At 69.4% G+C, this 26252-nt stretch carries 16 protein-coding genes; 9 read left to right on the top strand and 7 right to left on the bottom strand.

The genetic code is table 11. From position 1 onward, the window contains the following. Nucleotides 1-260 precede the first annotated feature (260 nt). The gene (locus NA4_RS04875) at nucleotides 261-1175 is read left to right on the top strand and encodes a cutinase family protein (protein ID WP_067464493.1); all 915 of its coding nucleotides are present in this window, start codon (nucleotides 261-263) and stop codon (nucleotides 1173-1175) included. 15 nt (nucleotides 1176-1190) lie between these two features. Here the strand turns inward: NA4_RS04875 and NA4_RS04870 are convergent, their stop codons facing one another. Beyond that, the gene (locus tag NA4_RS04870; protein ID WP_067464487.1) at nucleotides 1191-2075 is read right to left on the bottom strand and encodes an AMP-binding protein; all 885 of its coding nucleotides are present in this window, start codon (nucleotides 2073-2075) and stop codon (nucleotides 1191-1193) included. A gap of 106 nt (nucleotides 2076-2181) precedes the next feature. Further along, entirely contained in the window at nucleotides 2182-2781 is a 600-nt protein-coding gene (locus NA4_RS04865) for a chorismate--pyruvate lyase family protein (RefSeq protein ID WP_084496815.1), read from the bottom strand. A 301-nt stretch (nucleotides 2782-3082) separates the two neighbouring features. Here NA4_RS04865 and NA4_RS04860 point away from each other — a divergent pair, with 301 nt between their 5' ends. Then, on the top strand, nucleotides 3083-5269 hold the full coding sequence (locus tag NA4_RS04860) for a helix-turn-helix transcriptional regulator (RefSeq protein ID WP_067464479.1): 2187 nt from the start codon (nucleotides 3083-3085) through the stop codon (nucleotides 5267-5269). Beyond that, entirely contained in the window at nucleotides 5263-6027 is a 765-nt protein-coding gene (locus NA4_RS04855) for a thioesterase II family protein (RefSeq protein ID WP_067464476.1), read from the top strand. Before NA4_RS04860 ends, NA4_RS04855 begins: the two co-directional genes overlap by 7 nt. On the opposite strand, the gene NA4_RS41265 is transcribed toward NA4_RS04855, so the two are convergent. After that, the gene (locus NA4_RS41265; RefSeq protein WP_067464473.1) at nucleotides 6005-7099 is read right to left on the bottom strand and encodes a methyltransferase; all 1095 of its coding nucleotides are present in this window, start codon (nucleotides 7097-7099) and stop codon (nucleotides 6005-6007) included. The two genes, NA4_RS04855 and NA4_RS41265, sit on opposite strands and share 23 nt — an antisense overlap. A gap of 11 nt (nucleotides 7100-7110) precedes the next feature. After that, on the bottom strand, nucleotides 7111-8409 hold the full coding sequence (locus NA4_RS41260) for an FAD-dependent oxidoreductase (RefSeq protein ID WP_169810976.1): 1299 nt from the start codon (nucleotides 8407-8409) through the stop codon (nucleotides 7111-7113). A 246-nt stretch (nucleotides 8410-8655) separates the two neighbouring features. Here NA4_RS41260 and NA4_RS04840 point away from each other — a divergent pair, with 246 nt between their 5' ends. The 5 genes from NA4_RS04840 (at nucleotide 8656) to NA4_RS04820 (ending at nucleotide 20712) form a co-directional block, all read left to right on the top strand. Next, complete coding sequence (locus NA4_RS04840; protein WP_067464467.1) at nucleotides 8656-8922, top strand: acyl carrier protein; 267 nt, start codon at nucleotides 8656-8658, stop codon at nucleotides 8920-8922. A gap of 5 nt (nucleotides 8923-8927) precedes the next feature. After that, nucleotides 8928-10061 (top strand): 3-oxoacyl-[acyl-carrier-protein] synthase III C-terminal domain-containing protein, encoded by a 1134-nt coding sequence (locus NA4_RS04835; protein ID WP_067464598.1) that lies wholly within the window; start codon nucleotides 8928-8930, stop codon nucleotides 10059-10061. A gap of 3 nt (nucleotides 10062-10064) precedes the next feature. Beyond that, the gene (locus NA4_RS04830; protein ID WP_067464464.1) at nucleotides 10065-12548 is read left to right on the top strand and encodes a type I polyketide synthase; all 2484 of its coding nucleotides are present in this window, start codon (nucleotides 10065-10067) and stop codon (nucleotides 12546-12548) included. A gap of 2 nt (nucleotides 12549-12550) precedes the next feature. Next, entirely contained in the window at nucleotides 12551-13852 is a 1302-nt protein-coding gene (locus NA4_RS04825; protein WP_067464461.1) for a protoporphyrinogen/coproporphyrinogen oxidase, read from the top strand. A 107-nt stretch (nucleotides 13853-13959) separates the two neighbouring features. Continuing rightward, nucleotides 13960-20712, top strand: coding sequence for a type I polyketide synthase (locus NA4_RS04820; RefSeq protein ID WP_067464458.1), 6753 nt, complete (start codon nucleotides 13960-13962; stop codon nucleotides 20710-20712). 36 nt (nucleotides 20713-20748) lie between these two features. Here the strand turns inward: NA4_RS04820 and NA4_RS04815 are convergent, their stop codons facing one another. The 3 genes from NA4_RS04815 to NA4_RS04805 all read right to left on the bottom strand — a co-directional run bounded on the left by NA4_RS04815 (nucleotide 20749) and on the right by NA4_RS04805 (nucleotide 24749). Next, entirely contained in the window at nucleotides 20749-21525 is a 777-nt protein-coding gene (locus tag NA4_RS04815; RefSeq protein ID WP_067464456.1) for an AfsR/SARP family transcriptional regulator, read from the bottom strand. Between the two features lie 92 nt (nucleotides 21526-21617). Further along, nucleotides 21618-23210, bottom strand: a complete 1593-nt coding sequence (locus NA4_RS04810; RefSeq protein WP_067464453.1) for a long-chain-fatty-acid--CoA ligase — start codon at nucleotides 23208-23210, stop codon at nucleotides 21618-21620. Nucleotides 23211-23492: 282 nt separating this feature from the next. Beyond that, a complete protein-coding gene (locus tag NA4_RS04805; RefSeq protein ID WP_067464450.1) occupies nucleotides 23493-24749 on the bottom strand; it encodes a PucR family transcriptional regulator in 1257 nt (418 codons plus the stop codon). 250 nt (nucleotides 24750-24999) lie between these two features. On the opposite strand from NA4_RS04805, the gene NA4_RS04800 reads away from it, so the two are divergent. Continuing rightward, a complete protein-coding gene (locus tag NA4_RS04800) occupies nucleotides 25000-25965 on the top strand; it encodes an AraC family transcriptional regulator (RefSeq protein WP_067464447.1) in 966 nt (321 codons plus the stop codon). The last annotated feature ends 287 nt before the right edge of the window (nucleotides 25966-26252 follow it).

The following is a 26252-nucleotide window of genomic DNA, read 5'->3' as shown; positions in this document are numbered from 1 at the left end:
GGTCGGCTGATGAGCAGCGGCCGGGCCGGCCGCCGTCGATCCTGCTGGATCGGGTGCAGCAGGCGGTCGAGTCGACTCTCGAGCAGCTCCGGGCCGCTGCCACGCATTGGTCACGGACGGGACGCGCGACGCGACACGTTGTCGCGTCGCCACGTGGGAGTCGGGCGCGCTGCGCATCCGGGGATGTACCTTGTAAACCGCACTGACGTCGGGCACGGGTTCGACCGAGTGATCTTCGGTAGGGAATACACGGAGCACACATGTTCACAGGATTGAAGACCAACGCCGCTGCGTGCGTAGTCGCGATGGTGACCGCTGCCCTCCAGTTCGGTGGCGCGTCCGTCGCGGAGGGTGCGCCACGCCACTGTCCCGATATGTATGTCGTGGCGATTCCCGGAACATGGGAAACGTCCAATTCCGACCCGGGCAGGGGCATGCTCGCGATGACCCTGGACGATCTCCCCGGGGACGTCCAGGTGGACTACGTCCACTACGCGGCGACCGCCTTCCCTTGGGAAGGGGAAGTGTACGGTCGCTCCAAGCATGAGGCGATCGATAAAGCACGGGGCTTCGTCTCGGCGATGGCGCAGTCGTGCGAAGCAACCCGGATCGCGTTGCTCGGCTATAGCCAAGGTGCGGATGCCGCCGGTGATCTCGCGGCCGAGATCGGTACCGGTTTGGGCGTTGTGCCAGCGCATCGGGTCGTGTTGGTCGGGCTGATCGCCGATCCGCGTCGGTCACCCAGCGACAACCTGATCGGCCCACCCGTCCCAGGCGCGGGCGCGGGCGGGCCTCGCTTAGGCGGTTTCGGCTGGCTCACCCCACGGACCTATACCTTCTGCGTCCCAGGTGACTTGTACTGCGCGATGCCGGATGGCGACTTCGCCGGACGGATCGCCGGCTTCTTTGTCCAGATCTCCAATCCGGACCCGGCGAAGATCGACAGCTACCAGCAGCAGGCGAACGACCTCATCGGCGACGCACTGGCCGCAGGGGGCCTCGGCCTGTTATCCGACCAGCTCAACGCGTCCGCTTACGAAGAGCGGAAGCGTCAGGTCGACGACTTCCTGAAGTCCGGCGCGCACCAGAGTTACCCCTTGTACACCGTCGGTCCCGGTGGCGCCACCTCGTTGACCTGGCTGCGCCAGCGCCTCATCGAGGCAACGCGCCGCTGAACGCGGTCGCCGCTGCTAGGCGATGGCCAGCGGCACGGCGGCGCCGGGCCGACTGCCCGCGATCTCGCCGGCCGGTCCGTCCATCGGTCGGCCGGTGGCCAGGCAGACGCGCACCGCGGGCGGCTCGCTCCGCTCCACGGACGGGTCGATCCCGGTGAGCAGCGTGTAGTCGCGACCACCGGCGGCGTCGAGGATCTCGTCGGGGCTGAACGTGGCCAGCCGCGCGGTGCCGCCGAGGGCGATGACACCCAGAATGCACATCAGATGGGCGTAGCTGTAGGGCAGCGCCAGCGGCAGCGCGCGACGGCCGCGGATCCGGTCGAAACAGGCCAGTACCGACCACACGCTGCTGCGCTGGGTCGCCAGTAGCGGCGCCGACTCCCCGGTGCCGTGCAGTAGCCAGGCGGGGTCGTCGATACCGAGGTCGTCCCGTGGCGGTGCCAGGGGGTTGGTGGCGACGAGAGCGTCGAACCGAGACGGCGGGTCGTCCGTCGACGTCGTCGCGTCCTCGGCGACAGCGATCACGCGCGTCGGTGCCCATCGGAACACTTGGTGGCGGTCGTGGGCGGCGAAGACGGCAAAGGCGTTGTGCTGAACCGCGAGCTGGCACACCTGGCGGTCGGCTACGGTGGGGCGCACCGGGATGGCGATGCCGCCCGCCCGGGTCACCGCCAGCGTGGCCTCGACGGCTTCCACCCGGTTGTCCAGCCAGACCACCACCGGCTCGCCAGGGCGTAGACCGGCGTCTACCAGATGCCCGGCGATGCGGGCGGTGCGTACCTCGAGGGCACGATAGTCGACCGCACGCACCCGATCCTGGAAGGCGATGCGATCGCCTATGCGACGGGCCCGGTCGGTCAGCAGTGCGGCGACGGGACGCAGCAATGTGATACGAAACATAGTGATCCGCCGTTTCCGGATAGGGTGGCCGTTCCGGCTGCCGGAGAAATACAGCTATCCCGTGAGTTTCGGATAGCGATGGGCTATGGGTGGGAAATGTTTCGCGTCAGCGCAGGAACCATTCCCGAATGACGAGCGCCGGTTTCCGTTGGATGAATATGCGATAGCAGCGGGCGCATACCGCATCCCGGGTCCGCCCGTAGTACAGCAGCTGGCGATAGGACTCGGCGGCAGCCGCCTGCAGCGCGGCGCCGATGCCGGCGGGTTCACGTGCCAGCGCGTCGGAGAACGTCGTCGGCAACCGGGCGAGCGAGATCAACGATTCGGCACGCGCGTACCGGACACCGGTGCGCCCGCCGACGAGATCGACCTGCCGCACCAGTACCGCCTCGCCGGGTGAGGCGTCCAGCCACCCGCCGCGGTCCACGTCGGCTGTCGTCTCGTACTGGGTAATAGTCTGGGCAGCAATGGGTTCCAGGACATGCGCCTCGACAGTGCGGGTAACGGTTCCATCGGTGAGCAGGACGCTGCGGTGGTAGGCGCTCAGGGCGGTGGCGGAGATCTCGTCCCACCCCGGCGGGCGGGCGGAGGGGGCGTGGAAGTGCCGGCGTACCAGGGTGTCGGCGGCGACGTCGGTCACCATCGCGCTATCCCCGATACCGGCCGGGCCGGGATCCACGATCGCCGTCGTCTTTTCCGAACTCATGACGCGAGTCTGGCCCCGCTGTGATCACGCAGAAACCCCTAGATCATTCCCCTACGGCACCGTCCCCCCGGATTCGGTTGCTTGACAGCCTTCACGACGTGGGGTTTCCTGGGGTTATCCGAAACATGCTGCGCTACTGACGAATCCGCTGCTGGATAGCGACACCGCTGTCGCCCAACGCACTCTTCCCAGCAATTCGCGAAGAGGAATTCCGGGTACAGAAATGGGACAGCTCATGCCGCACGGGGGAAAACACAGACGATCATCCGCAATCGCCGCACGACAGGTCGGGGGCGCCGTCTTGGCCACCGCCGTGGGAGCGGACGAGTTCGCCGTCGACGCGGAGGCCGCGACGACCGCCCGGTCCGCGACGCGGCGCACCTCCGCTCCTGCCTCGAAACCGGATTCGCGGACGGAGGTCCGTGACATCGGTGAGGCGATCGTGCATCGGCTGCGCCGCTACGGCCCGGATCATCTTCGTGTCGGTGAGGCGATCGCCGTGCTCGGCGAGGCGGCCTCGCCCGACACCGTCGCGACGATCCTCGGGGCCGAACCTGCTGCGGTGCGGCGCATCTGCGGGCAATTGTCGGCGGCGAAACTGCTGGACCACACCGCGTTCCCGCATCGCGACGTAGTGCCATGCCTGCTGCGCGGGATGCGCGTGGACGTGCGGCGGCAACTGCACAACCGGGCCGCGGAAATACTGTACGCGGAGGGAGCGGGCGCGACGGCGGTGGCCGATCATCTGATCCGCTCCGGTGACAGCCGATACGAATGGGCACCGCGGGTGCTGCGGGCGGCGGCGGAACAGGCACTGGCGCTGGACCGGATCGACCGTGCGGGCGACTGCCTGGAGTTGGCGTACCGCACGAGCGCCGACGCCAATGACCGGGCGGAGATCGCGGCGGCGCTGGCGTCGCTGGAGTGGCGCGTGAATCCTTCCGCGGCGACACGCAATTTCGCCCGCCTGCACGCCGCGGTCCGGGCCGGGACGTTGTCGGTGCCCGCACTACGCGGAGCGGTCCGCTATCTGCTGTGGCACGGCCGCTTCGACGACGCCCGATCGGCGTGGACACTGCTGAAACGGGATGCGGGCACGGGTCCGGAGTCGGCTTTTCTGCGGTCGTGGATCGCCTACACCTATCCCGAGTTGACTCCTCGTCATCGCGGCGACGGCCCAAGCCCGGCCGACCGAGAGACACCCCCGGCCTTCGCCGGGATGACGGAGACCACCACCGCGCCGGAGCCTGCCGAATCGTCAGCCCTGGCCGGTGCCCTATCGTCGGCGGACACCGCACCGTCGGCGCATCACCTGGGCACGACGCTGCTGTCCCGGATCACCGCCCAGACCGACCCGGACGCGACTGTCGCCATGGCACACGGACTGCTGTCCCGGCATCGGCTGGACTCCGGAACGGTCGAGGCGTTGACGACGGCGCTCGAAGCGCTGATCTACACCGGGCGACTGGATGTGGCGGCGGCGTGGTGCGATACGTTGCTGGCCGAGGCGGTGGCTCGCTCGTCGCCGACCTGGCGGGCAGTCTTCGCCGGTTTGCGCGCGGAGATCGCGCTGCGGCAGGGCCGGGTGGATGTCGCCGCCGACCATGCCGTGCAGGCGCTCAACCAGATACCGGCCGGGAATCAGGGCACGGTGGTGGCGCGGCCGCTGTCGTATCACGTGCGTGCGCTCACCGTCGCGGGCCGCTACGACGAGGCCGGGGCACAGCTGGAGCGCGAGGTTCCATTGAGCCTGTTCGATTCCCGGCTGGCACTGCCGTATCTGCATGCGCGCGGCCATCTGGCGCTGGCCACCGCCCGCGTCGAGGAAGCTCTGGTCGACTTCGAACTGTGCGGTGCCCTCATGCGCCGCTGGGACATGGATGTGCCCGGCCTGGTGGCTTGGCGCAACGACCTCGCGCTCGGATATCTGCTGTCGGGTGATCACCGCCGCGCCCGGATCTGGGCCGAGCGTCACCTCGAGCAGCTGGGGGATCCGCGCCGCCACGGCACCGGCGGAGTGTCGCTGCGGCTGATCGCGGCGACCACGGCGCCGCCGGATCGGGTGGCGCTGCTGCGGCAGGCCGAGGCGATCAGCCGCCGCGGCGATGACCGGTTCGAATTGGCCGTCGTCCTGGCCGATCTCGGCGGCGCATGGGAACTGATCGGCGAATCCGAGCGCGCCCGGTCGTTGCGCCGCGCCGCGCTGCGCCTGGCCGGGCACTGTGGCGCCGAACCGCTGGCGCGGCGCCTGTCCGGTGAGACCACGGTTCCCGACCCGGCGGGCGGCGGCGGTGGCGATATCGGGTCGCTGAGCGTGGCCGAGCACCGGGTCGCCGACCTCGCCGCGAAGGGGATGCGCAACCGCGACATCGCCGCGGAACTGGGCATCACCACCAGTACGGTGGAACAGCATCTGACGCGAGTGTACCGGAAACTGAAGGTGCGCAGGCGAACCGAGCTGCGCTTCATGCTGAGCACGCGATGCTGAGCCCGACCGGCCCGTGGTTGCGGCGGCTGCGCGCCCAGCCCGATTCCCGCACACGCCTGATCTGCTTCCCGCACGCCGGCGGTTCGGCGAGCACCTTCACACCGCTGGCGCGGGCCTGCACCAGCCCGATCGAAGTGCTGGGCGTGCAGAGCCCGGGGCGGCAGGACCGGCGCGGTGAACCCTGCCTGGACACGGTTGCCGCGCTGGCCGCGGGTGCGCTGCCCAGCGTGCTCGAGCAGGCCGATCGCCCGATCGCCCTGTTCGGCCACAGCCTGGGCGCGGTGGTGGCCTTCGAGGTCGCCCGGCTGTTGGCCGAGCAGGGCCTGACACCGTGCGCGCTGTTCGCGTCCGGCCGCCGGGCGCCATCGGCGGTCCGCCACGAGGCGGTGCACCTGCGGTCGGACACCGGTGTGCTGGCGGAGCTGCGGACCCTGGGCGGGCCCGGCATCGAGCTGTTCGACGATCCCGAGGTGGCGCGCGAGTTCCTGCCGGTGATCCGCAGCGACTACCGGGCGGTGGAGACCTACCGATGCCCCGCGGGCGCGCGCGTCGACTGCGCCGTCACGGTGCTGGTCGGCGATCGGGATCCGCGCGTCACCCGCGCCGAGGCCGAAGGGTGGCGAGCCCACACCACGGGACCGTTCGCGCTGCATACGTTCCGCGGCGGACACTTCTACCTCACCGACCACCTGAAGGCGGTCGCGGAGACCGTGGAACGACAGCTGGGCGCGGAGCCTACACCGCGACCGCTTCGATGAGCGACAGCGGGCTCGCCGTGGGCACCACTCGACGCAGCCGGAAACCGGCCTGGCTCAACAACTGTGCGTATTCGTCGCGAGTGCGTTCCCGGCCGCCGATGCGCAGCAGTACCTCCAGATCCAGCCACAGGCTGAAGTGCGGCCGACCGCGCCGATCCGGCACCACGCACTCGATCAGCAGCAGCCGTCCGCGCGGGGCGATGGCATCGCGCACCGACCGCAGGATCCGCAGCGCGGGCTCATCAGCCCAGTCGTGGACGATGTTCTTCAGCACGTAGGCGTCCGCGCCCGTCGGCACGGCATCGAAGAACGAGCCGTTCTCGATCGCGCAGCGATCCGAAACTCCTGCCCGGCTGAGGATTTCACTCGCTCGAACGGTCGCCGTTGCCAGATCGTAGAGGGTGCCCCTGGCGCGAGGCGCCACGCGCAGGATGGCCGCCAGCAGGTATCCGGATCCACCGCCGACGTCCACGACGGACTCGAAACGGGTGAAGTCGTAGGCCGCGAGCAGCGGCCGCTCCGCCATCGCGACGGTCACCCGCATGGCCTCGTGAAAATCGGCCGCGATCTCCGGATTTGCCTCCAAATAGTCGAAGCCCGTCGCGCCGTGCGCCAATTCGTGTCCGGATCGGCCGGTCTGCACCGCGCCGAGTAGTTCACCCTGGGTCGCCCACGCCGCCGGGTGCCCGAAGGCGAGCAGTATGGGGCGCACCGTCCGCGGGGAATCGGCGCGTAGCGGATCGGCCAGTGGCGTGAGCGCGAAACGCCGCCCGGCCAGTTCGGCGAAGACGCCGTACCCGGCGAGGGTGCGCAGCAGCCGGTATGTCGCGTCCGGGTCGGTGCGGGCTCGGGTCGCGATCGCATCGGCGGGCAGCGGTCCGTCGGCGAGCATATCGGCGACACTGAGCCGGGCCGCGGTGTACAGCGCCTGGGTCACCAGCCAGCCGCTGGCCATGTCCAGAACGGCGACCGGAGCCGGCAACGCCCGCAGCAGCAAGCCTCGCAGGTGGGCGTGCAGGCGTTGGGCGAGGAATGTGACATGCGCAGGCGCAATGACTTTCGGTCGGTACATCGCGGTGCCGATCAGTCGGCCCTGGTGACACCCGCCCGATCGGTATGGTGGCCGAGAGCGCGGATCAGTTCCTGGTGCGGATCCACGCCGGGCAGCGCCGCCGCGACCGTCCCACCGGGCCGCAGCAGGACGGCGGCGCCGTGCTGCAGCCCATACTCGGCGATCACGGCGCCGGAGGGGTCGTGGCAGCGTCCGGCATCCGGCGCGCCGGTGCGGGTGAGGGCGATTCCGGCGAGCGGGGTGGTGTCCATCATGTGCACGTAGCCGAGGGCGTCGCGCCACGCCGTCTCGGCGTCGTCGCCGAACAGCAGCAGCAGCGAGTCCGGGGATAGCGCCCACACCGGCACCGCGCCGTCGACGCTGTGCACCACCTGATCCGGTGCGGCCGGTGCGTTCTGGGCCGGTGTGCCGGTGCGCGCGGGGGTGATGCCCGCGAGAGTGCGGTCGATCGCACGGTCGATGCGGCGGTGCACGGGTAGGACGAGCAGCGCGATCAGCGGCATCAGCGCCAGCGAGAACGCCAGCCAGCACACGAACGCCGTCAGCGCGACGCCCCGCAGGACTCCGCTGCGCCGAGACGCCGCGCGAATCAGCGCACCCCAGCGGCGGAACATCCGGCCCGCCACCAGATCGGGCGCCGCGACCGGGTACTCGACCCGGGCCCCGTCGATCTCGGCAGCGCCGTCGGCCCATGCCGCACCGCAGCCGCGGATCCGGTCGAGCTCCCGATCGTCGACACCGGCGCGACCGAAGACGCCGCGCCCGTCCCGGCGTCCGCGCAGCAGCCAGCGCAACGTGGTGACCAGGGTGACGAACTGCGGCCGGGTATCGATGGCCGCGATCGCACCGAGATGGCGGGCGCCGAGATCACCGAGCCGGCGATCGACCTCGACCGCCGCGGAATACCACATATTGCGGCAGGCGATGACCGACAGCACCTCTCGGCCCGCGAACAGCGCGGGATGGTCGTTGAGCAGGGTGCGAACCGGCAGTGACGGCGCGAGATACCAGACCTGGTAGGCGAGGATCACCAGTTCACCCGGTTCGGTGCGCAACTGCTCGGCAGGCGTGGCCAGGTCGATGACGGCGTGTTCGTCGACGCAATCGGGAAACAGGCCGAAGAACGTGCGCACCGGCCATGGAAACGGATAGGGCCGCGCGGGTTCGACGGCGACGTGGCGGATCGCCCAGCCGGCCGCCCGAAGCGGTCCGGTGAATGCCTCGACCGTTTCGGTGAGCTGGCCGGTCTGCGAGTAGGAGAAGACGACCGCACGCCGCGCGCCGCCGTCGGAGGTTTTTTCGGAATCCATGAGCTGCGCCAACTTTCGGAATCGAATCGCGTCGAAACTGTATCGGCGGCCGGTTGGTGTGGTCAAGAGCGCGAATTCCCGGGTATAGGGGTGGGTCGATTAGGGGTTGACACGTGCCCGAATATGGCCTTGCGCAAGCGATTTCGAAACCGCGGCCTTGACGGAAAATATCGCTGGTGCCAGACTGGGCGCGGATAGGACCGTGGAAATTCGTGGCCGGTCGCCGCGCATGGAACGAGGTACGAAATGTCGGTCGTCGCCGAAATCCAGAAGGATATCTTCGACTATCTCGAATCGCATTACGGGATAGAGCCGGATGAAATCAAGAGCCATTCCGCTCTGAACGAGCTCGGCGTCGATTCGCTGGGGCTGCTCGCGATCGCGGACCTCGTGAAGAAGAAGTACGGCATCGAGCTGGACGACGAGCGGATCGCCTCGGTGCGCACCTTCGGGGACTTCACCGATCTGCTGGCACTCAAGTCGGCGGCTCGCGAGACCAGTGCGGGAGCGTGAACGAGATGGGCGCCTACATCACCGCGACCGGACGCTTCCTACCGGGCGAACCGGTGCCGAACGAGGAGATCGAGGACTACATCGGCCGAGCCGGTCTGGCATCGGCTGATCTGCGCGAGATGATCCTCACCAACAGCGGTATCAAGACCCGCCATTACGCGATCGACAAGAACCAGCAGACGGTGTTCTCGAATACGCAGATGGCCGCGGCCGCCGTCCGAGAGGCGGTCGGACGCGCCGGGCTCGGTCCCGACGATGTCGAGATGCTCGCCGCCGCGACCACTATTCCGGACCTGCTCGGGCCCGGGCACGCCAGCATGATCCACGGCGAATTGGGTTACGCACCGATGGAAGTCATGACCGCACACGGCATCTGCAGTTCGGGAATGATGGCGTTGAAGGACGCCTACCTTCAGGTCGTGGCAGGCGAGAAGCGCAATGCCGTGGTGGTGGCCAGCGAATTCGCCTCTCGCGGTTTCAAGAGTTCCCGCTACGCCGAGATGCAATCGGTGGTGGAGGATGGTTCGCTGCCGATGGAGACGGCGTTCCTGCGCTACATGCTTTCCGACGGCGCCGGCGCCGCGGTGCTGACGGACCGGCCGAATGCGGCGGGAATCAGCCTGCGCATCGACTGGATCACGCTGACCTCCTACGCCAATACCGAACAGGCGTGCATGTTCTTCGGCAGCAACGCCAATGACTGCGCCAAGACCTGGGGCGATTATCCGACCGCCACCGAGGCGGTGCGCGACGGTGCACTGGCTCCACGGCAGAAGCTGTCCCTGCTTCCGCACCTGGTCGAGGTCGGCATCACCGAATATCAGCGGCTGATCGCCGCGGGCAAATTCGATCCGGCACGGGTGACGTGGTTCCCGGTGCATTACTCCAGTGAGCGGATGAAGGAACTGCTGCTCGGCGAGTTCAAGCGCCGCGGCATCGATCCGGGACGGCTGGAGGGGTGGTACAGCAACCTTACCCGGGTGGGCAATATCGGCAGCGCCAGCATCTATCTCATCTTGGACGAGATGCTGCGCGAGGGTTTGATCAGCAAGGGCGACACGCTGCTGTGCATGGTGCCCGAATCCGGCCGCTTTATCGTGTCGTTCATGCATTTGACGGCGGTCGACGCGGCGGCCTGAGCAATGGCGGACGAACAGCAGCTGCGGTCGTATCTGCGGACCGCGGCACGGGAGTTGCAGACCGCACGAAAGCGGCTGCTGCGGTGGGAATCCCGTGCCGCCGAGCCGGTGGCGATCATCGGGATGGGCTGCCGGTATCCCGGCGGCGTCGACTCGCCCGACGACCTCTGGCAGATGGTCTCCGAAGGACGCGATGTCATCTCGGGGTTCCCGTCCGGCCGCGGCTGGCGCGCCGAGGAACTGGCCGAGCTGGATCCGGATCGGGTCACCTATGTCGAGCAGGGCGGATTCATCGATGGCGCAGGCGATTTCGACGCACGATTCTTCGGTATCAGCCCGCGCGAGGCAATGGCGATGGATCCGCAGCAACGCCAGCTGCTCGAGGTGACCTGGGAGGCGTTCGAGCGGGCGGGCATCGATGCTGAGACCGTGCGCGGCAGCCGGACCGGGGTGTTCGTCGGGATGTTCGGCAATTCCTACGGGATGGTCGACGGGTCGTATCGCACTTTGACCGCGGAGCAACTCGCCGGGCTCACCGGATTCCTCATGACCGGAATGTCCGCGGCCGCGGCATCGGGGCGCATCTCGTACGCGTTCGGGCTGGAAGGTCCCGCGCTGACCGTGGACACGGCCTGCTCGTCGTCGCTGGTGGCGCTGCATCAAGCGGTCGGTTCGCTGCGATCCGGCGAGTCCGACCTCGCGATGACGGCCGGTGTGACGGTGATGGCGACACCCGACCTGTTCGCCTCGGGCACCGACCGCGGGATGGCGCCGGACGGCCGGTGCAAATCCTATGCGGCCGCCGCCGACGGCACCGGCTGGTCGGAGGGCGTGGGAGTACTTCTGCTGGAACGGCTTTCGGACGCGCAGCGCAACGGACACCCGATCCTGGCGCTGGTACGCGGCACCGCGGTCAACCAGGACGGTGCGTCCAACGGGTTCACCGCGCCCAGCGGTGCCGCGCAGCGGCGGGTGATCGAGTCCGCGCTGGCCGCCGCTCGAGTGTCCAGCCGCGACGTCGAGGTGGTGGAGGGGCACGGGACGGGCACGGTCCTGGGTGATCCGATCGAGGCGAACGCCCTGCTGGACACCTACGGCCGCGGTCGCGAGCAGCCGCTGCTGCTGGGGTCGATCAAATCCAATATGGGGCACAGCCTCGCTGCCGCAGGCGTGGCCGGCATGATCAAGATGGTGCTGGCGATGCGGCACGGTATCGTGCCGCCCACCCTGCATGTGGACGAGCCCACCGGACACGTCGACTGGGCGGCGGGGCATATCCGCCTGGTGACCGAAGCACAGCCATGGCCGCAGACCGGGCGCCCGCGCCGCGCCGCGGTGTCGTCCTTCGGGATCACCGGCACCAACGCCCACGTCATCCTGGAAGAGGCTCCGCCACGAGCAGTAGCGTATGCCGAACGCCAGGATCCGCCCGTGCAGGTGTGGGTGGTGTCGGCCCGTTCGGCACGAGCCGTGTCCGGCCAGGCCCGGCGGCTGACGGCGTTCCTCGCCAGGGATACCCCGCCGCATCCGAGCGATGTCGGTATCTCGCTGGCGGTGACGCGGACCCGGATGGCGCACCGAGCACTGGTGATCGGCCGCAAGCACGACGATCTGGTGGCCGGTCTGGAAGCACTCGAAGCCGGGCGCGCCACCCCGGCCGTCGTCCGGGGGCAGTCCTCACCGGTGGCGAAAACCGTGGTGTTGTTCCCGGGGGAAGCCGCCCTGCCACCCGGTGCGGGCCGCGGCCTGTACGGCGACTTCCCAGTATTCCGTGCGGCGTTCGACAAAATCTGCGAGATTTTCGGGTGCCCGCCGCAGACGCTGTTGGACACTGCTCCCGCCGGGTCCGAGGCCGTGCGTATCGCATCGTTCGCCAACGAGGTGGCGCTGTACCGGCTACTCGAATCATTCGGTCTCCGGCCGGATTACGTGCTCGGAGAAGCGACCGGTGAGATCGCCGCCGCACACGTCGCCGGCGCCTGGTCGTTGCGTGACGCGGCCGGATTGGTCCGTGCGGAAAGCTCCTCCGATCGACAGCGGATTTCCACCGGACTCGCTCCCCGGGAACCGGGGACGCCGCTGATATCGAGCGCGACGGGGGAGCGCGCCGACGTGAACCTGCTGCGCGCGCCCGACTACTGGGCCACGCACGCGAGCGCGTCGGTGCGCGACGGCGTCGGCTGGGCGGCGCGGCAGGGCGGCACCATCATCGTCGAGCTCGGTTCCGGCGCGTCGGCCGCCGGAGTACGCGACCTCGTGGCCGCCGCCACCGCGGCCGACACGGACGTCGTCACCACGGGTGTCCTCGACACCCCCGGCGACGGTGCGCCACCCGGTGAGACCGTCGCCTTCGCCACCGCTCTGGCCCGCGCTCACGCGGCAGGCACCCCGGTGGACTGGGGCGCTCTGTACCGCACAGCCGGAGCGCGGCGGATCGAGCTGCCGACCTACGCCTTCCAACACCGCGCCTACTGGCTCGGCGGATAGCCGTGGCGGCCGGTCTGCATATCGCCGTCGTCGGCGCGGGCGTGTCCGGACTGGCGGCCGCCTACCACCTGCAGCGGGCCGGCCACCGCGTGGACCTCATCGAACGCGAGAGCGAGGCCGGGGGGCGCTGCGGCGTCAGCCGGCTCGGCGGGCGACCGGTCATGGCGGGCGGGCGGCTCATCGGGCGCAAATACACGGCGTTCCGCGAATTCCTCACCGCGCTGGGGCCGTTCGCGCTCGAACCGTTCGCGACTCTGCCGTTGCGCTGCACCGACGACACAACGGTCGTCGTCGACCACCGCGACGGTCCCGCCGCACTGCGCTATCTGTTCCGCATGGGCGCAGCGCCACCCGATATCGCCAAGTTCGCCTACCTGGCGCGCCAGGCACGCGACACCGGCGGGCTGCTGCCATCGGGTTACTACACCAAGCTCGCCGCGCTCAGCGACCACAAACCGCTCAGCCAGCACTTCGGCGCCACAGTGACCGAAACCGCGCTGCGCCCGATGACGGTGTGGACCCACGGCGCCGAACCGGACGAGATGTATCTCGGCGCCTTCGGTGCCACCCTTGCCACTGTGCTGGACGATTTCGACCAGCTGACCGACGGGTTGCAGCCGGTGATCGCGGCGCTGTCGCGGCGGGTGACGCTGCGGCGGCGCACCGCCGCACACCGGCTCATGGTCCGCCGCGAACGCGTACACGGCCTCGAACTCGCCGAGAATGGCGGTCCGCCACGGGAATACTCGTACGACGCGGTGTTGCTGGCCACCCCGGCGCCGATTGCCGCAGGCCTGGTTTCCGACGGTTTCCCGGCACTGGGCAAACTGCTCGGCCAGATCCGGTACCTGCCCGCCACCGTGGTGCTGGCCGAGTACCGGCGCCCGATTTTCGCCCCCGGCATCGCTTCGCTGACCTTCGACGACGGGCCGTGCCGCACCGTCGCCCCCTACGGAGCCGACCGGCGCGAGCTCGTCCGCTACACATTCACCGGTCGCGCCGCCCGGCCGGTACCGTCCCCGGCCGCGCTGCGGACGTGGCTGGCGCGCGCCGAGGAGCGCACCATCGCCCAACTCGGGATCGAGGCGGTCGTGCGGCGGCGGGCGGCCGTATGGCGGTGGCCCGGGGCGTATTGCGCCTACCTGCCATTCCACGGCGAATTCGTGGGCAGGCTGAACCACGAGGTTCCGGTCGCCGCCGGCCTGGCACTGGCGGGTGACTACCTGCTGGGCACGTCGCTCGAGGCGTGCGTCCGATCCGGGGCCGGCGCCGCCGAACAGCTGCTCGCCGGAGCGCAGCGGTAACGGCGATTACCGCACGGTGGACGGTCGCAGACCGGCGCCTCCTTACGCTCGAACCGGTCGACGAAGACCATTCGGCATGCAGCGCAACGACATTCGAGGAGATCGCAATGCCAGAGGCGAATGGCGGGCACGGCGCAGGCGATATGCGGGACGAGCTGGGCCGCCGGTCACCCGGCGACCAGCGACGCCTGCTGCGCGAGCTGATCGTCCGAGAGGTCGCGGCCGTGCTCGGCGCCGCAGGCCCGGACGTCATCGATGTCACGGCTTCCTTCGGCGACCTCGGTTTCGACTCGCGGTCGGCCGTCGAACTGCGCGACCGACTGGGTGCGGTCACCGGCATCGCATTGACGGCGGCGGTGACCTTCGACTATCCGACCGTCGACCGGCTCGCGGAACTGTTGCGGGCGCGACTGATCGACGGCGGACCCGTCGCGGACGGCGCCGCCGGGCCGCCGGGCACCGGATCGGAGGAACCGATCGCGATCGTCGGCATGGCCTGCCGGTATCCGGGCGGCATCGCCGGACCCGAGGATCTGTGGCAGGTACTCGCCGAGGAACGGGCGGTGCTGTCGGAGTTCCCGGCCGACCGCGGCTGGCCGGACGTATTCGATCCGGAACCGGGCACGCTCGGCAAGTCCTATGTGCGTACCGGCGGATTTCTCGACGGCGCCGCGGAGTTCGATGCCGAATTCTTCGGAATCTCCCCCCGCGAGGCGGTGGCGACGGACCCGCAGCAGCGGTTGCTGCTGGAGGTGTCGTGGGAAGCGCTGGAACACGCCGGGATCGACCCCACGTCGATGCACGGCAGCGCGACCGGCGTCTACACCGGCCTGTTCTACCACGACTACGCCGGCGAGAACGTGCCACCGGAGCTGGTGGGCCATCTGATGACCGGAACGACGGGCAGTGTGGCCTCTGGCCGGGTGTCCTACACGCTGGGGCTGGAGGGACCGGCGCTGACCATCGATACCGCGTGCTCGTCGTCGCTGGTCACCGTGCACCTGGCCGCGCAGGCGCTGCGGCGCGGCGAATGCGATATGGCCCTCGCCGGTGGTGTCACGGTGATGTCGCGGCCGCAGCCGTTCCTCGCGTTCAGCATGCAGCGCGGTCTCGCCCCGGACGGCCGGTGCAAACCCTACGGCGCCGACGCGGACGGCACCGTCTGGTCGGAGGGCGTCGGCGTGCTGGTGCTGGAGCCGCTCTCGCGCGCGCTCCGCCACGGCCGACGCATCCACGCACTGGTCCGGGGCTCGGCGGTCAATCAGGACGGCGCCTCCAACGGCCTGGCCGCGCCGCACGGCCCGGCGCAGGAGCGGGTGGTGCGCGCCGCACTCGCCGATGCCGGAATCTCCGGCACCGATGTGGATATGGTCGAAGGACACGGCACCGGAACGGTGCTCGGCGATCCCATCGAGGTGCAGGCGCTGCTGTCCACCTACGGGCGGGCGCGCCGCGGCGGCCCGCTGTGGCTGGGGTCGGTCAAATCGAATCTGGGCCATACGCAGGCGGCGGCCGGCGTCGCCGCGATCATCAAGACGGTGCTGGCGCTGCGGCATGACACGCTGCCGCGCACGCTGAACGTGGACCGGCCCACCGAACACGTCGACTGGGCCGACAGTGTGCGCCTGCTGACGCGGGCGCGACCGTGGCCGCGGCGCGACCGACCGCGCCGGGCGGGGGTGTCGTCGTTCGGCATCAGCGGCACCAACGCGCACCTGATCATCGAGGAGCCGCCCGCGATCACGCCGGAAACCGCTGTGCCGCCGAAGGTTTCGCTTCCCGTGACGCCGTGGGTGCTGTCGGCCCGCACCGACGCGGCGGTGGTGGCGCAAGCCGAACGGCTGCTCGCCCGCCTGAAGGACGAACCGGATGCTGATGCCGGTGACATCGGCTATGCCCTGGCCGTCACCCGGGCGGAATTCGAGCAGCGTGCCGTCCTGCTCGGCAGCGATCGCGCTGAACTACTGGGTGCCGTGGAATCCTTGGCGGCACAGCAGGACTCGGTTGCTGTGGTGCGCGGCGCCGCCGGGCGCGACGTCCGCTCCGCGGTCATGTTCCCGGGCCAGGGCGCACAGCGGCCCGGCATGGGCGCCCGTCTCTACCGGGCCTATCCGGTGGTCGCCGAACGGTTCGACGAGGTCTGCGAGCAGTTCGACACCACCAACCGGGACTGGCCGGTGCGCCTGCGTGAGGTGATCTTCGCCGCGCCCGGCACTGCGCAGGCGGCGCTGCTGGATCGCACCGAATACACCCAGCCCGCCCTGTTCACCATCAGCGTCGCGCTGTTCCGGCTGCTGCAATCCTGGGGCGTGACCCCGGATCACCTCGTGGGCCACTCCATCGGCGAGATCGCCGCAGCCTATGTGGCCGGGGTGTGGTCGCTGTCGGACGCGTGCACGCTGGTCTCGGCGCGGGCGCGGTTGATGCAGGCGCTGCCGGAAGGCGGCACCATGGTCTCGGTCACCGCCGATGAGGCCGAGGTCGCCGAGTTCGTCGCCGACCGCGCCGATCGCGTCGGTATCGCCGCGGTGAACGGGCCACGGTCGCTGGTACTTTCGGGTGACGAGGATGCCGTAGACGAGATCGCCGCGATCCTGGCGGCGAGCGGTGCGAAGACGAAGCGGTTGATCGTCAGCCACGCCTTCCATTCGCCTCGCATGGATCCGATGCTGGCCGAGTTCGAACGGGTCTGCGCGGGCCTGACCTATCATCGTCCGGCGATCCCGATCGTCTCGACCGTCACTGGGCAACCCGCGAGTGACGACGAATTGCGTTCGCCCGCTTACTGGTCGAGCCAGGTGCGCCAGCCCGTGCGGTTCTTCGCTGCGGCGCAGCGGCTACTAGGTCCGGAACAGGTCACCGTGGCGTGGGAGGCCGGCCCCGGCGCGGCTCTGACCACTTTGATGCAGCAGGCCGCCGCGACCGGCCCGGCCCGGCCGACCACGGGCCCACTGCTGCGCACCCCCGGCACGGATCGGGAGCCGGTGGCGCTGATGGGCGCGCTGGCTGCGGGATATTGCGCTGGGGCGCAGGTGAATTGGGCCGAAGTGTTTGCTGGCAGCGGGGCCAGGGCGGTCGAACTGCCGACCTATCCGTTCCAGCACCGGCGTTTCTGGTTGGAGCCGGGCGGGTCCGCCGACGTGCGGCAGTCCGGTCTGGAGGATGCCGGACATCCGCTGCTCGGCGCGGTCGTGCGACTGCCGGACTCGGCGGAGGTCGTGTGCAGCGGCCTGCTGTCGCTGCGCAGTCACCCGTGGCTGGCCGACCACGATATCGGCGGCACGGTACTGCTGCCGGGCACGGCCTTCGTCGAATTGGCCCTGCACGTGGGCACTCTGGTGGACTGCCCGCGGCTGGCGGAGTTGGTGTTGCAGGCGCCGCTGCCGATTCCGGCGGCGGGCGGCGTCGAATTGCGGATCGTGGCGAGAGAGCCGGACGACACCGGCGAACGGTCGCTCACGGTGTACTCCCGCCCGCAGGCCGAACCCGGCGGCGGCGCCGATTGGACCTGCCATGCGACCGGTCTCGTAGCACCGATCGAGGATACTGAAAGACATTCTGGCGCAGGCGAACTCACCACCTGGCCGCCGCAAGGAGCGGAACCGGTCGACCTCGTGGAAGGGTACCGGGATCTGGCGGAGCGCGGCTACCGGTACGGACCGCTGTTCCGCGGGCTGACCGCACTGTGGCGGCTCGGGGAAGACCTGTTCGCCGAGGTCGATCTGCCCGAACAGGCACGGTCGGCGGCGGAGCGCTTCGGGCTGCATCCCGCCCTGCTGGACGCGGCGCTGCACGCCATTGCCCTGGGCGCACCGCCCGCCGACGACAGCGCCGAGGTATCGGTGCCGTTCTCATGGGAAGGAGTGTCGCTCTATGCCGTGGGCGCCTCATCGCTGCGCGTCCGGCTGACCGCACCCGGCGGCGACCGCATCGCGCTGACGCTCGCCGACGCCGGCGGCGCACCCGTCGGCAAGGTGGCCGCGCTATCGCTGCGGGCGCTGCCGCGCGAATCGCTGACGGTCAAGCGGGCGGCCAACACCGATCTGCTGGTAGCGAGCTGGACGCAGGTGCCGGACGCGGCCGCCGCCCTCGATGAACCGTGGTCGGCCACGCCGGTAGCGCCGGGCGACGCCGCCGCTGCCACGGTGACCGTGAACGGCCGCCCCGTCGCGGTGGTGTTCGCCTTCGAGGACGGCACCGAAAGTGAAAGCGCGGGCAGCGCAGCCTCATTCACACTGCGGCAAGTGAGCGCCGTCCAAGAGCGGGTGCAGCGGCTGCTGGTCGACGAGGCCGTCGCAGACCGGACACTGATCGTGGTGACCCGGCGGGCGGTGGCCGTCGAGGACGCCGAGGCTCCCGATCCGGCGGGCGCGGCGGTCTGGGGTCTGCTGCGCAGCGCGCAGAACGAAAACCCAGGACGCCTGGTGCTGCTCGACCTCGACGACCCCGAACGGTACCGGGATGCGGTGCAGCGGGCGGTGGCCACGGCGCAGCCGGAGCTGGCCGTGCGCCGCGGCGTCCTGTTCACCACCCGGCTGAGCCGGCCGAGCACCGAGACCATCGAGCCGAGCGAGCTGCTCGACACCACCGCCTGGCAGCTGCGGCCCCTCGGAAAAGGCACCCTGAGCGCGGACAACCTCGGCTTCGCCGCCGATCCCGACGCGTCCGCACCGCTGCTGCCCGGTCAGCTCCGCATCGCCGTCCGCGCAGTCGGCGTGAACTTCCGTGATGTGCTGATCGTGCTCGGCATGTATCCCGATCCGGAGGCGACGATCGGCGGTGAGGGCGCCGGTGTCATCATCGAGGTCGCCCCGGACGTCACGGATTTCGCGCCCGGCGACCGCGTGATGGGATTCCTGCCCGGGATCGGCTCGACCGCCGTCACCGATCGGCGTCTGGTGGTGCGGATGCCGCAGCGGTGGACCTTCGCGCAGGGCGCGTCGACACCGGTGGTGTTCGCCACCGCCTACTACGGGCTCGTCGATCTGGCCGGACTACGGGCAGAAGAGACGCTGCTGCTGCACGCCGCCACCGGAGGAGTCGGTATGGCAGCGGTGCAGCTGGCGCGGCACCTGGGCGCGGAACTATACGTCACCGCCAGCACACCGAAATGGGAAGTACTGCGCGGCCTGGGATTCGACGACGCGCACATCGGCGACTCACGCACCCTCGACTTCGAGGAGAAATTCCGGTCCGCCACCGGCGGCCGCGGCGTCGACGTCGTCCTCGACTCGCTCGCCGGTGACTTCGTGGACGCGTCGTTGCGGCTGCTGTCCGATGGCGGCCGGTTCATCGAGATGGGCATGACCGACCGGCGTGACCCGGACGAGGTGGCCCGCGACCATCCCGGAGTGCGCTACCGTGCCTTCCATCTCGCCGAAGCCGGGCCCGACCGGCTCGGCGAGATGCTGAGAGCCCTGGCCATGCTGTTCGAATCCGATGCGTTGCAACCGATTCCGGTGACCGCATGGGATATCCGCGAAACGCCCGATCTGTTCCGCTTCATGAGTCAGGCGCGCCACATCGGCAAGAACGTCCTGTCTGTGCCCGTGCCGCTGGATCCGGCGGGCACCGTGCTGGTGACCGGTGGCACGGGCGGCCTCGGCGCCGTGGCTGCCCGCCACCTGGTCACCACCCGCGGGGCCCGGCGCCTGGTTCTGGTGAGCCGCCGTGGTCCGGCGGCGGACGGCGCCGCCGAGCTGGCCGCCGAACTCACCGCACACGGGGCCCACGTCGATATCGTCGCCGCCGATGCCGCCGACCGGAACGCGCTCGCGGGCGTCGTGTCGGCGATCGCGCCGGAGCATCCGTTGACGGCGGTGATCCACACCGCCGGTGTGCTCGACGACGGTACCTTCGAATCGATGACCGCCGAGCGCCTGGCCGCGGTCTTCGGCCCCAAAGTCGATGCCGCGTGGCATCTGCACGAGCTCACCGCCGACGCCGACCTCGCGGCCTTCGTCGTGTACTCCTCGATCGCGGGTGTGCTGGGCAGCCCCGGACAGGCGAACTATGCCGCCGCCAACGCCTTCCTCGACGCACTGGCCCGGCAGCGGCGTCTGGCCGGTCGCCCGGCGACCGCGGTTGCCTGGGGCGCCTGGCGCAGCGGCAGCGGAATGACCGCCCACCTGGGCGACCAGGACTGGGCTCGGATGCGGCGGGAGGGCATGCTGCCCATCGGTGACGAACAGGGTATGGCGCTGTTCGACGCCGCGCTGGGGAGTGGGCAGGCCGCGGTAGTGGCGGCCCGGCTGGACACTTCGGTCCTGTCGGCCATGGATCCGGCGGAGCTACCCGCGATGCTGCGGGGCCTGGCCCGGACCTCCCGCCGCGCGGCGGCGGCACGGTCGAGTGAACCGGCGAAATTCGCCGCTGGCCTGCTCGGTCTCGATCCAGCCGAGCAGACCCGCGTCATCGTCGACGCCATCCGCGCGCACGCCGCCGCGGTGCTCGGCCATGCCACACCCGATGCGATCGACCCGAACCGGCCGTTCCAGGAACTCGGTTTCGACTCCCTCGGTGTCCTCGAATTCCGCAACCGGCTCAAATCGGCCGTGGGGATCAACCTCGGCGCCACGGTGGTCTTCGACCACCCCACGCCCGCCGCGCTCGCGCAGTACATCCGGCAGGAGATCGCGCCCGTCGACGATGCCCCCGCACGATTGCGGGGCGAGGTGGAGGCGCTGGCCCACGATTGCGCCGCGGCGGAACTGTCCGCCGAGGACCGTCGCGATCTGGCGGCGCGCCTGCGGGCCGTGCTTCGGGAACTCGACGACGACACTCCCGAGACTGTGCTCGCTGGTGATCTCGGCACCGCCGACGACAGCGAGCTGTTCGAGTTCATCGATCAGCTGGACTGACCCGGCCGGGGCGGGTGATCCCCGCCCCTGGCCGGATCAGGCCGGTGGCCGAAAAGCGGTGGCTTGCAAGGAAAAATCTTGCTCCAAGATCAGCTGGTACAGCCGCTGGAGCTCGCGGCCCGGCTCGATGCCGAGGCTGTCGACGAGTGCGGCGCGGGAGCGGTGATACACCGCCAGCGCGTCCGCCTGGCGCCCCGACCGGTACAGCGCAAGCATGTACTGCCGGTGGAAACCCTCCCGCAGCGGCGTCGTCGTGGTGAGCATCTCCAGTTCCGGGGTGATCTCGCGGTGCCGCCCGCAGGCGAGTTCGGCCTCCAGGCAGTCCTCGTGGACGGTGAGCCGTTCGTCCTCGAGTGCGGTCAGCTCGTTCCACAGCATGCCGCCTTCCACCAGATCGGCGAGCGCGTCCCCGGACCACATCCCCACCGCCGCCCGCAGCAGCACCCGACCGCGTTCGGCGGCCCCGGCGGCCAGCGCCGCCCGGCCGAGCCGGCTCGATCTCCGAAAGCGATGCAGGTCGATCGATTCCGGGTCGACGCGGAGCCGGTAGCCCGGTGCTTCGGTCAGCAGCCGCGGGGCGCCGTCGCCGTCGGGAAGCGTTTTGCGGATGGCCGACACCGCGTTCTGCACGATCTTGCGCGCCGTCGGCGGTGGATCGCCGTGCCAGAGCGCATCCCGGATCCGGCTGGTCGCGACGACCTGATTGTCATGCAGCAGCAGATAACCGAGCACGGCGCGGCGCGTGATGCCGCCCAGAACGATCCGGTCGCCGTCGGCCCTGATCTCCAGCGCGCCGAGCATACGGAATTCCATTCTGCCGCCTCCCGATCAGTGACCAATGCGGTCACCCAGGTGTAGCAGCACGGCCGCTCGGCGCAGTACCCCTATGCCGCGCCCCCTTATCGCTAGTTCACCGCTCGCTCACGGCCGGACCAGAACGGATCGCGCAGGGTGCGGCGCAGCACCTTGCCTGCGGCATTGCGTGGCAGCGCGTCGACGAACTCGATGTGTCCGGGGCGCTTGAAGGAGGCCAGCCGGTCGCGTAGATGCAGCGTCAATTCGAACGGAGTGACCGATTGCCCGGAGGTCAGTACGACGAAGGCGCGCACGGCCTCGCCCCAGCGATCGTCGGGCACGCCGACGACAGCGACCTCGCGCACCGCCGGATGCGCCGCGATCGCGTTCTCGACCTCGGCCGGATAGACGTTCTCACCGGCGACGATGATGACGTCCTTGATCCGGTCGCTGATGAAGAGGTAGCCGTCCTCGTCCAGCCAGCCCGCATCGCCGGTGCGGACCCAGCCGTCGGCCAGGGTGGCCGCGGTGGCATCGGGACGTTTCCAATAGCCGAGCATCGGTGCCGGACCGAGCACGACGATCTCTCCGACTTCTCGGGGCGGCACGGGATCTCCGGTCCGATCGACCACCATGACCTCGGCGAGGGAATGCGGGCGGCCCGCCGACCGGAGCCGTGGGCTGCCTGGGACGTGGTCCTGCGGCGACAGGAACGTGATCGGCGTCCCGGTCTCGGTCATGCCGTAGAACTGGAGGAAGTCGCAGCCGAACCGGGCCAGACAGCGGGTGAGCACATCGTCGGGTATCGGGGAACCCGCATAGGCCACTTGACGCAGACTCGCGAAATCCCCTTCGGTCACATCTGGTTCGGCGATGAGCAGCGCCAGCATCGCCGGAACCGCACAGAGTGCGGTGACCGCTCGCTCCCGAATCGTGCGCACGGCCGAGCCGGGTGTGAACTCCGGGAGAACAACGGTCGTGATGCCGTCGAGCAAACCCTGGACCACCCAGGTCAGCCCGGCCATATGAAAACCCGGGATGGCGACGAGGCACCGCTCGCCCTGCGGCACCGCGAGCCAGGGCATGTCCGGCGCGCGCCGCATGTCCCGCACCGCGAACAGGGTCTGCTGCGAAATGACCACACCCTTGGGCTGTCCCGTGGTGCCGCTGGTGTACAGCTGCAATATCGGATCATGCTGCGGGACAACGGACTCAGGACAGTGCTCGGAAAATGGGGCGCACCATGCGGCGAAATCCGAGCCCGGGGTACCGTCGCCGTCGAGGAGCAGCAGGCGGGTATCGGCAGCGCTGCCCCGCACCGCCTGCCGCGCGACCGTCTCGTGAGCACTGTCGGCAAAAAGCAGGCTGCAATCGGAATCGTCCAGAACATAGGCAATTTCATTCATGGTCAGCCGACGGTTGATCGGCACCAGCACAACCCCCGTGTGCGCCGCGGCGACAAGCAACTGGTAGTACCGTGCACTGTCCAGGCCGAGATAACCGATGCGGGCGCTGGGTTCCAGTCCCGCAGCCAGGATCGCATTGGCAGCACGACATGCAACGCGATGCAAGGTTGAATAGGTGATTTCCCGCTCACCGCAGATCAGGGCGACGGCATCGGGACGGCGCGCTTTGTGCTCGGCGATCACCGAAGCGAGCCCCACCGTGACCGGACCGGAAACCGCGACTGGGTGCGAAGTCATGATACGTCCCAAAACTGTTGTGCTGCGGGCGAACCCCTGCCTGACACGATATGGATGGCCGGTAATCCACGGGTAACGCCGATGCTCGGAGGGGAGTTTCAGCGGAAGCACGTGGGTGGGTTCGCCGTTCGCGCGCTAACGCGTTCGACAAGGCCGAGCACTGGCGTGGTGTGGCGACTCGCTATGACAAGCCGGCCTGTAGCTATCGGGCCGGGATTGTCATGGCGCTTGCGGTTGAACGGCTGAAGCTATCAGGAGACATGACCTAGCTAGTCGCGCCGGTCAGCTCGAGCGGTCGGAATCGGCTGACGTGGCCATCGGTGTGCGGCGATACGTGCGCGCCACCAGCGCCGAGCGCAGGTACCACAGGCCCGACGGCTGCGTCGGATCGAAACCGGTGAGCTGCCCGATCCGCTTGAGCCGGTAGTCCACGGTGTTGGTGTGCACGTGCAGCACGCGGGCGGTGCGCTGCCGGTTGAGGTTGTTGGCGATGTGCCGCTGGAGCGTCTCCAGCAGCTCGGGGTGTGCGTCCAGCGGGTCCAGCAGGGAGCCGAGGTATTCCCGGCCGGGCCCCGGCCGGGTCAGCTGGTATTCCAGCGCCAGCTCATCGAAGCGGTAGAGTCCGGCTACCGCCTGCAACCGCTGCACCATGTCGAGCAGTTCGTGCGCCTGGTCGGCGGCGGTGGGAATCTGTGCGGGGGCGGCCTCGACCATTGTCGCGGTGATACCTACCTGCGCGGCGTGCGAAAGCTGGGTGACCAGCGCGTCCAGCTGGTCGTTGTCGAGGTGGCCGGTCGGGATCAGCACGGTGCCGCCGTCCACGCTCAGCAGCGAGAGGGCGGCCTCGCCACACCGGGTGGCCAGCTCGGCCTGGACCCGGCGCAGTTTCCTGCGCGCGACCACCTTGCCGTCCACCATGGGATTGCGTTCCTCGCGGTGCGGCGGAATCGCCACGGCCAGCACGGCATACGAGGACGCGATGGCGATGCCGCATTCGCGCGCCATGGTGGAGGTGCTGTGCCCGCCCAGCAGCGCGGAGGTCAGCGTGTGCACCGCCGTATGGTGCTCGCTGACGACTGCCCGCAGCTCGCGGACGTACGCCAAGGAGACCGCCGAGTTGATCATGTCGAGCATCTCGACGACCATTTTGGCGCCGTCGACCAGGTTGTCGTAGTCCTTGATCGACGCGTTGGACACCACGAGGTCGAGCCCCATCTTGAAGCCCTCGTGGATGGAGTGGTGGATGGTGTCGATCGGCACGCCCTCGCGCGCCCATCCCGCCGCGGCGTCGCCGAGCCGCTGGAGCTTCTCCGGCAGGTCCTGTCCGTCCAGCATGCTCACCGCCAGCTCCAGGCAGACCCGGGTGATGGTGGTGACGTCGCCGGAGATGGCATCGCCCGGCAGGGTGCCGCACGGGATGACGTTCTCGACGAAGTGGCCGACCATCTGACGCGATACCCCGCGGACGTCTTTCAGCGGGGACGACATCGGCTTCCCGGACAGGGTGAGGCTCGGCCGGGCCGAACTGTCGACGGACATTGGCGACTCCCTTCCGCCCACAATTGGTGTGCAGCGCATTCACACTAATCCGTCGATCCTCGTCACGGACCCGATCCACGGGTTCTGTGCGAGCACGGGAGGCCGGTCGATGCGTCGCTGTGAACGGTCACAGAGGATGGGCACACTGCTGGTCCTCGATGGGGCGGGTGCGCAGCGTGGAACACCAGCGGATCGTGCTGTGTTGGTGGACAATAGGGCATCGGTGAACCGACGGCGATAGGTTGTCACCATGAAGTGCTATGGCGTGACCGCGAGCGATGCGAAGTCGTGGACCACAATCGCCAACAGCTTCGTTCCCATGGACTACGAGTACGGCGATCCCGAGCGGTGGTATTCGGGGCTGACGGTTCAGGAATCGGCTGTCTATCGACTATTGCGCTGGGAGCAGCGCGGCATCTCTACGTCCTATCGCACGCGGACGAACATCCGCCATGAGCCGTGCGACGACTTCTACTGGGTTGTCGTCCCCCAGCAGGGCGTGTACTCGGTTCGATACCGGGATGAGGTGACGCAGGCGCGGTCCGGCCAGGCCGCGGTGACCGCATTGGACGACCTGTGCCAGTTGCACATCCCGCTGTTGTCCGCGTACGCCTTCCAGGTTCCGCGCGCGGAACTGGATAACCGTGCGGGACCCATTGCCGCGCGGAGCATGACGATCGACCTGGACTCCGGCCTCGGCCGCGTCGCGCAGGCCATGATCCGCAGCACCCACACCGAACAGGAGAACCTCTCCGACCGCGAGTTCAACGCGGTCTGCGACCGCATCGCCGAGCTGCTGTGCCTGATCTCGCTCGGCGACACCCACCCGCAGCGAGCCCATCACGCCAAGATCGCCGCGCAGGTCCGGCAGTACGTGCGAGCCAACGTCGGACGAGGTGACCTGCGACTGCCCGCCGTGGCGCGCGCGTTGGGCTGGTCGCCGCGGCAGCTGCGGTCGGTGCTGCAACAAATGGGCACCACCTACCGCGACGTGCGGCGGGACGAGGCGCTGCGCGCCGCACGTGATCTGCTCGAGGATCCGGCCCGCGAGGAAGTCCCGATCCAGGAACTGGCCGTCCACGCCGGATTCACCCCCGCGTGGTTCTCCTCGGCGTTCAAGGCGCGCTTCGGTGAGACACCACGGGATTTCCGCCGACGCAGGCTGGCGGAACTGGCCGAGCCCAACGGCGATCGGGAGCCGCTGGCCACGCGCTGATCGAACGGGAGTGGCCCGGCGAGTGGTTCCCCTCCGCGCTTACGCGGCCGATTCAGTTTGCACGGGAAGCGCGAGCGGCCGTCGGCGCAAGGACGCGGTTGATCGGGATCAGTCGGGCAGCATGGTGATCGTCAGCCGCCGCAGCCGGGCGGGATCGGCGATCACTTCGTAGGCGTCGACGCGGTCGCACCGCACGGCGACCCTGAGCGCCAGCAGGAGCCGGCCGTGCGGCGCGACCAGGATGCCTACGCCCCCGTCGACCAGTGCGGGCGCCGCCAGCCGCGAGC

The organism is Nocardia amamiensis NBRC 102102 (genome assembly GCF_001612745.1).
Lineage (GTDB): Bacteria > Actinomycetota > Actinomycetes > Mycobacteriales > Mycobacteriaceae > Nocardia > Nocardia amamiensis.
Note: the sequence above shows the minus strand (reverse complement) of the source record. Positions and strands in the feature narration are given on the sequence as shown.

What these genes read in the sequence shown, in the direction of transcription:
- NA4_RS04875 (WP_067464493.1), top strand. Translation starts at nt 261, where the DNA reads ATGTTCACAGGATTGAAGACCAACGCCGCTGCGTGCGTAGTCGCGATG.
- NA4_RS04870 (WP_067464487.1), bottom strand. Translation starts at nt 2,075, where the DNA reads ATGTTTCGTATCACATTGCTGCGTCCCGTCGCCGCACTGCTGACCGAC.
- NA4_RS04865 (WP_084496815.1), bottom strand. Translation starts at nt 2,781, where the DNA reads ATGAGTTCGGAAAAGACGACGGCGATCGTGGATCCCGGCCCGGCCGGT.
- NA4_RS04855 (WP_067464476.1), top strand. Translation starts at nt 5,263, where the DNA reads ATGCTGAGCCCGACCGGCCCGTGGTTGCGGCGGCTGCGCGCCCAGCCC.
- NA4_RS41265 (WP_067464473.1), bottom strand. Translation starts at nt 7,099, where the DNA reads ATGTACCGACCGAAAGTCATTGCGCCTGCGCATGTCACATTCCTCGCC.
- NA4_RS41260 (WP_169810976.1), bottom strand. Translation starts at nt 8,409, where the DNA reads ATGGATTCCGAAAAAACCTCCGACGGCGGCGCGCGGCGTGCGGTCGTC.
- NA4_RS04840 (WP_067464467.1), top strand. Translation starts at nt 8,656, where the DNA reads ATGTCGGTCGTCGCCGAAATCCAGAAGGATATCTTCGACTATCTCGAA.
- NA4_RS04835 (WP_067464598.1), top strand. Translation starts at nt 8,928, where the DNA reads ATGGGCGCCTACATCACCGCGACCGGACGCTTCCTACCGGGCGAACCG.
- NA4_RS04830 (WP_067464464.1), top strand. Translation starts at nt 10,065, where the DNA reads ATGGCGGACGAACAGCAGCTGCGGTCGTATCTGCGGACCGCGGCACGG.
- NA4_RS04820 (WP_067464458.1), top strand. Translation starts at nt 13,960, where the DNA reads ATGCCAGAGGCGAATGGCGGGCACGGCGCAGGCGATATGCGGGACGAG.
- NA4_RS04815 (WP_067464456.1), bottom strand. Translation starts at nt 21,525, where the DNA reads ATGGAATTCCGTATGCTCGGCGCGCTGGAGATCAGGGCCGACGGCGAC.
- NA4_RS04810 (WP_067464453.1), bottom strand. Translation starts at nt 23,210, where the DNA reads ATGACTTCGCACCCAGTCGCGGTTTCCGGTCCGGTCACGGTGGGGCTC.
- NA4_RS04805 (WP_067464450.1), bottom strand. Translation starts at nt 24,749, where the DNA reads ATGTCCGTCGACAGTTCGGCCCGGCCGAGCCTCACCCTGTCCGGGAAG.
- NA4_RS04800 (WP_067464447.1), top strand. Translation starts at nt 25,000, where the DNA reads ATGAAGTGCTATGGCGTGACCGCGAGCGATGCGAAGTCGTGGACCACA.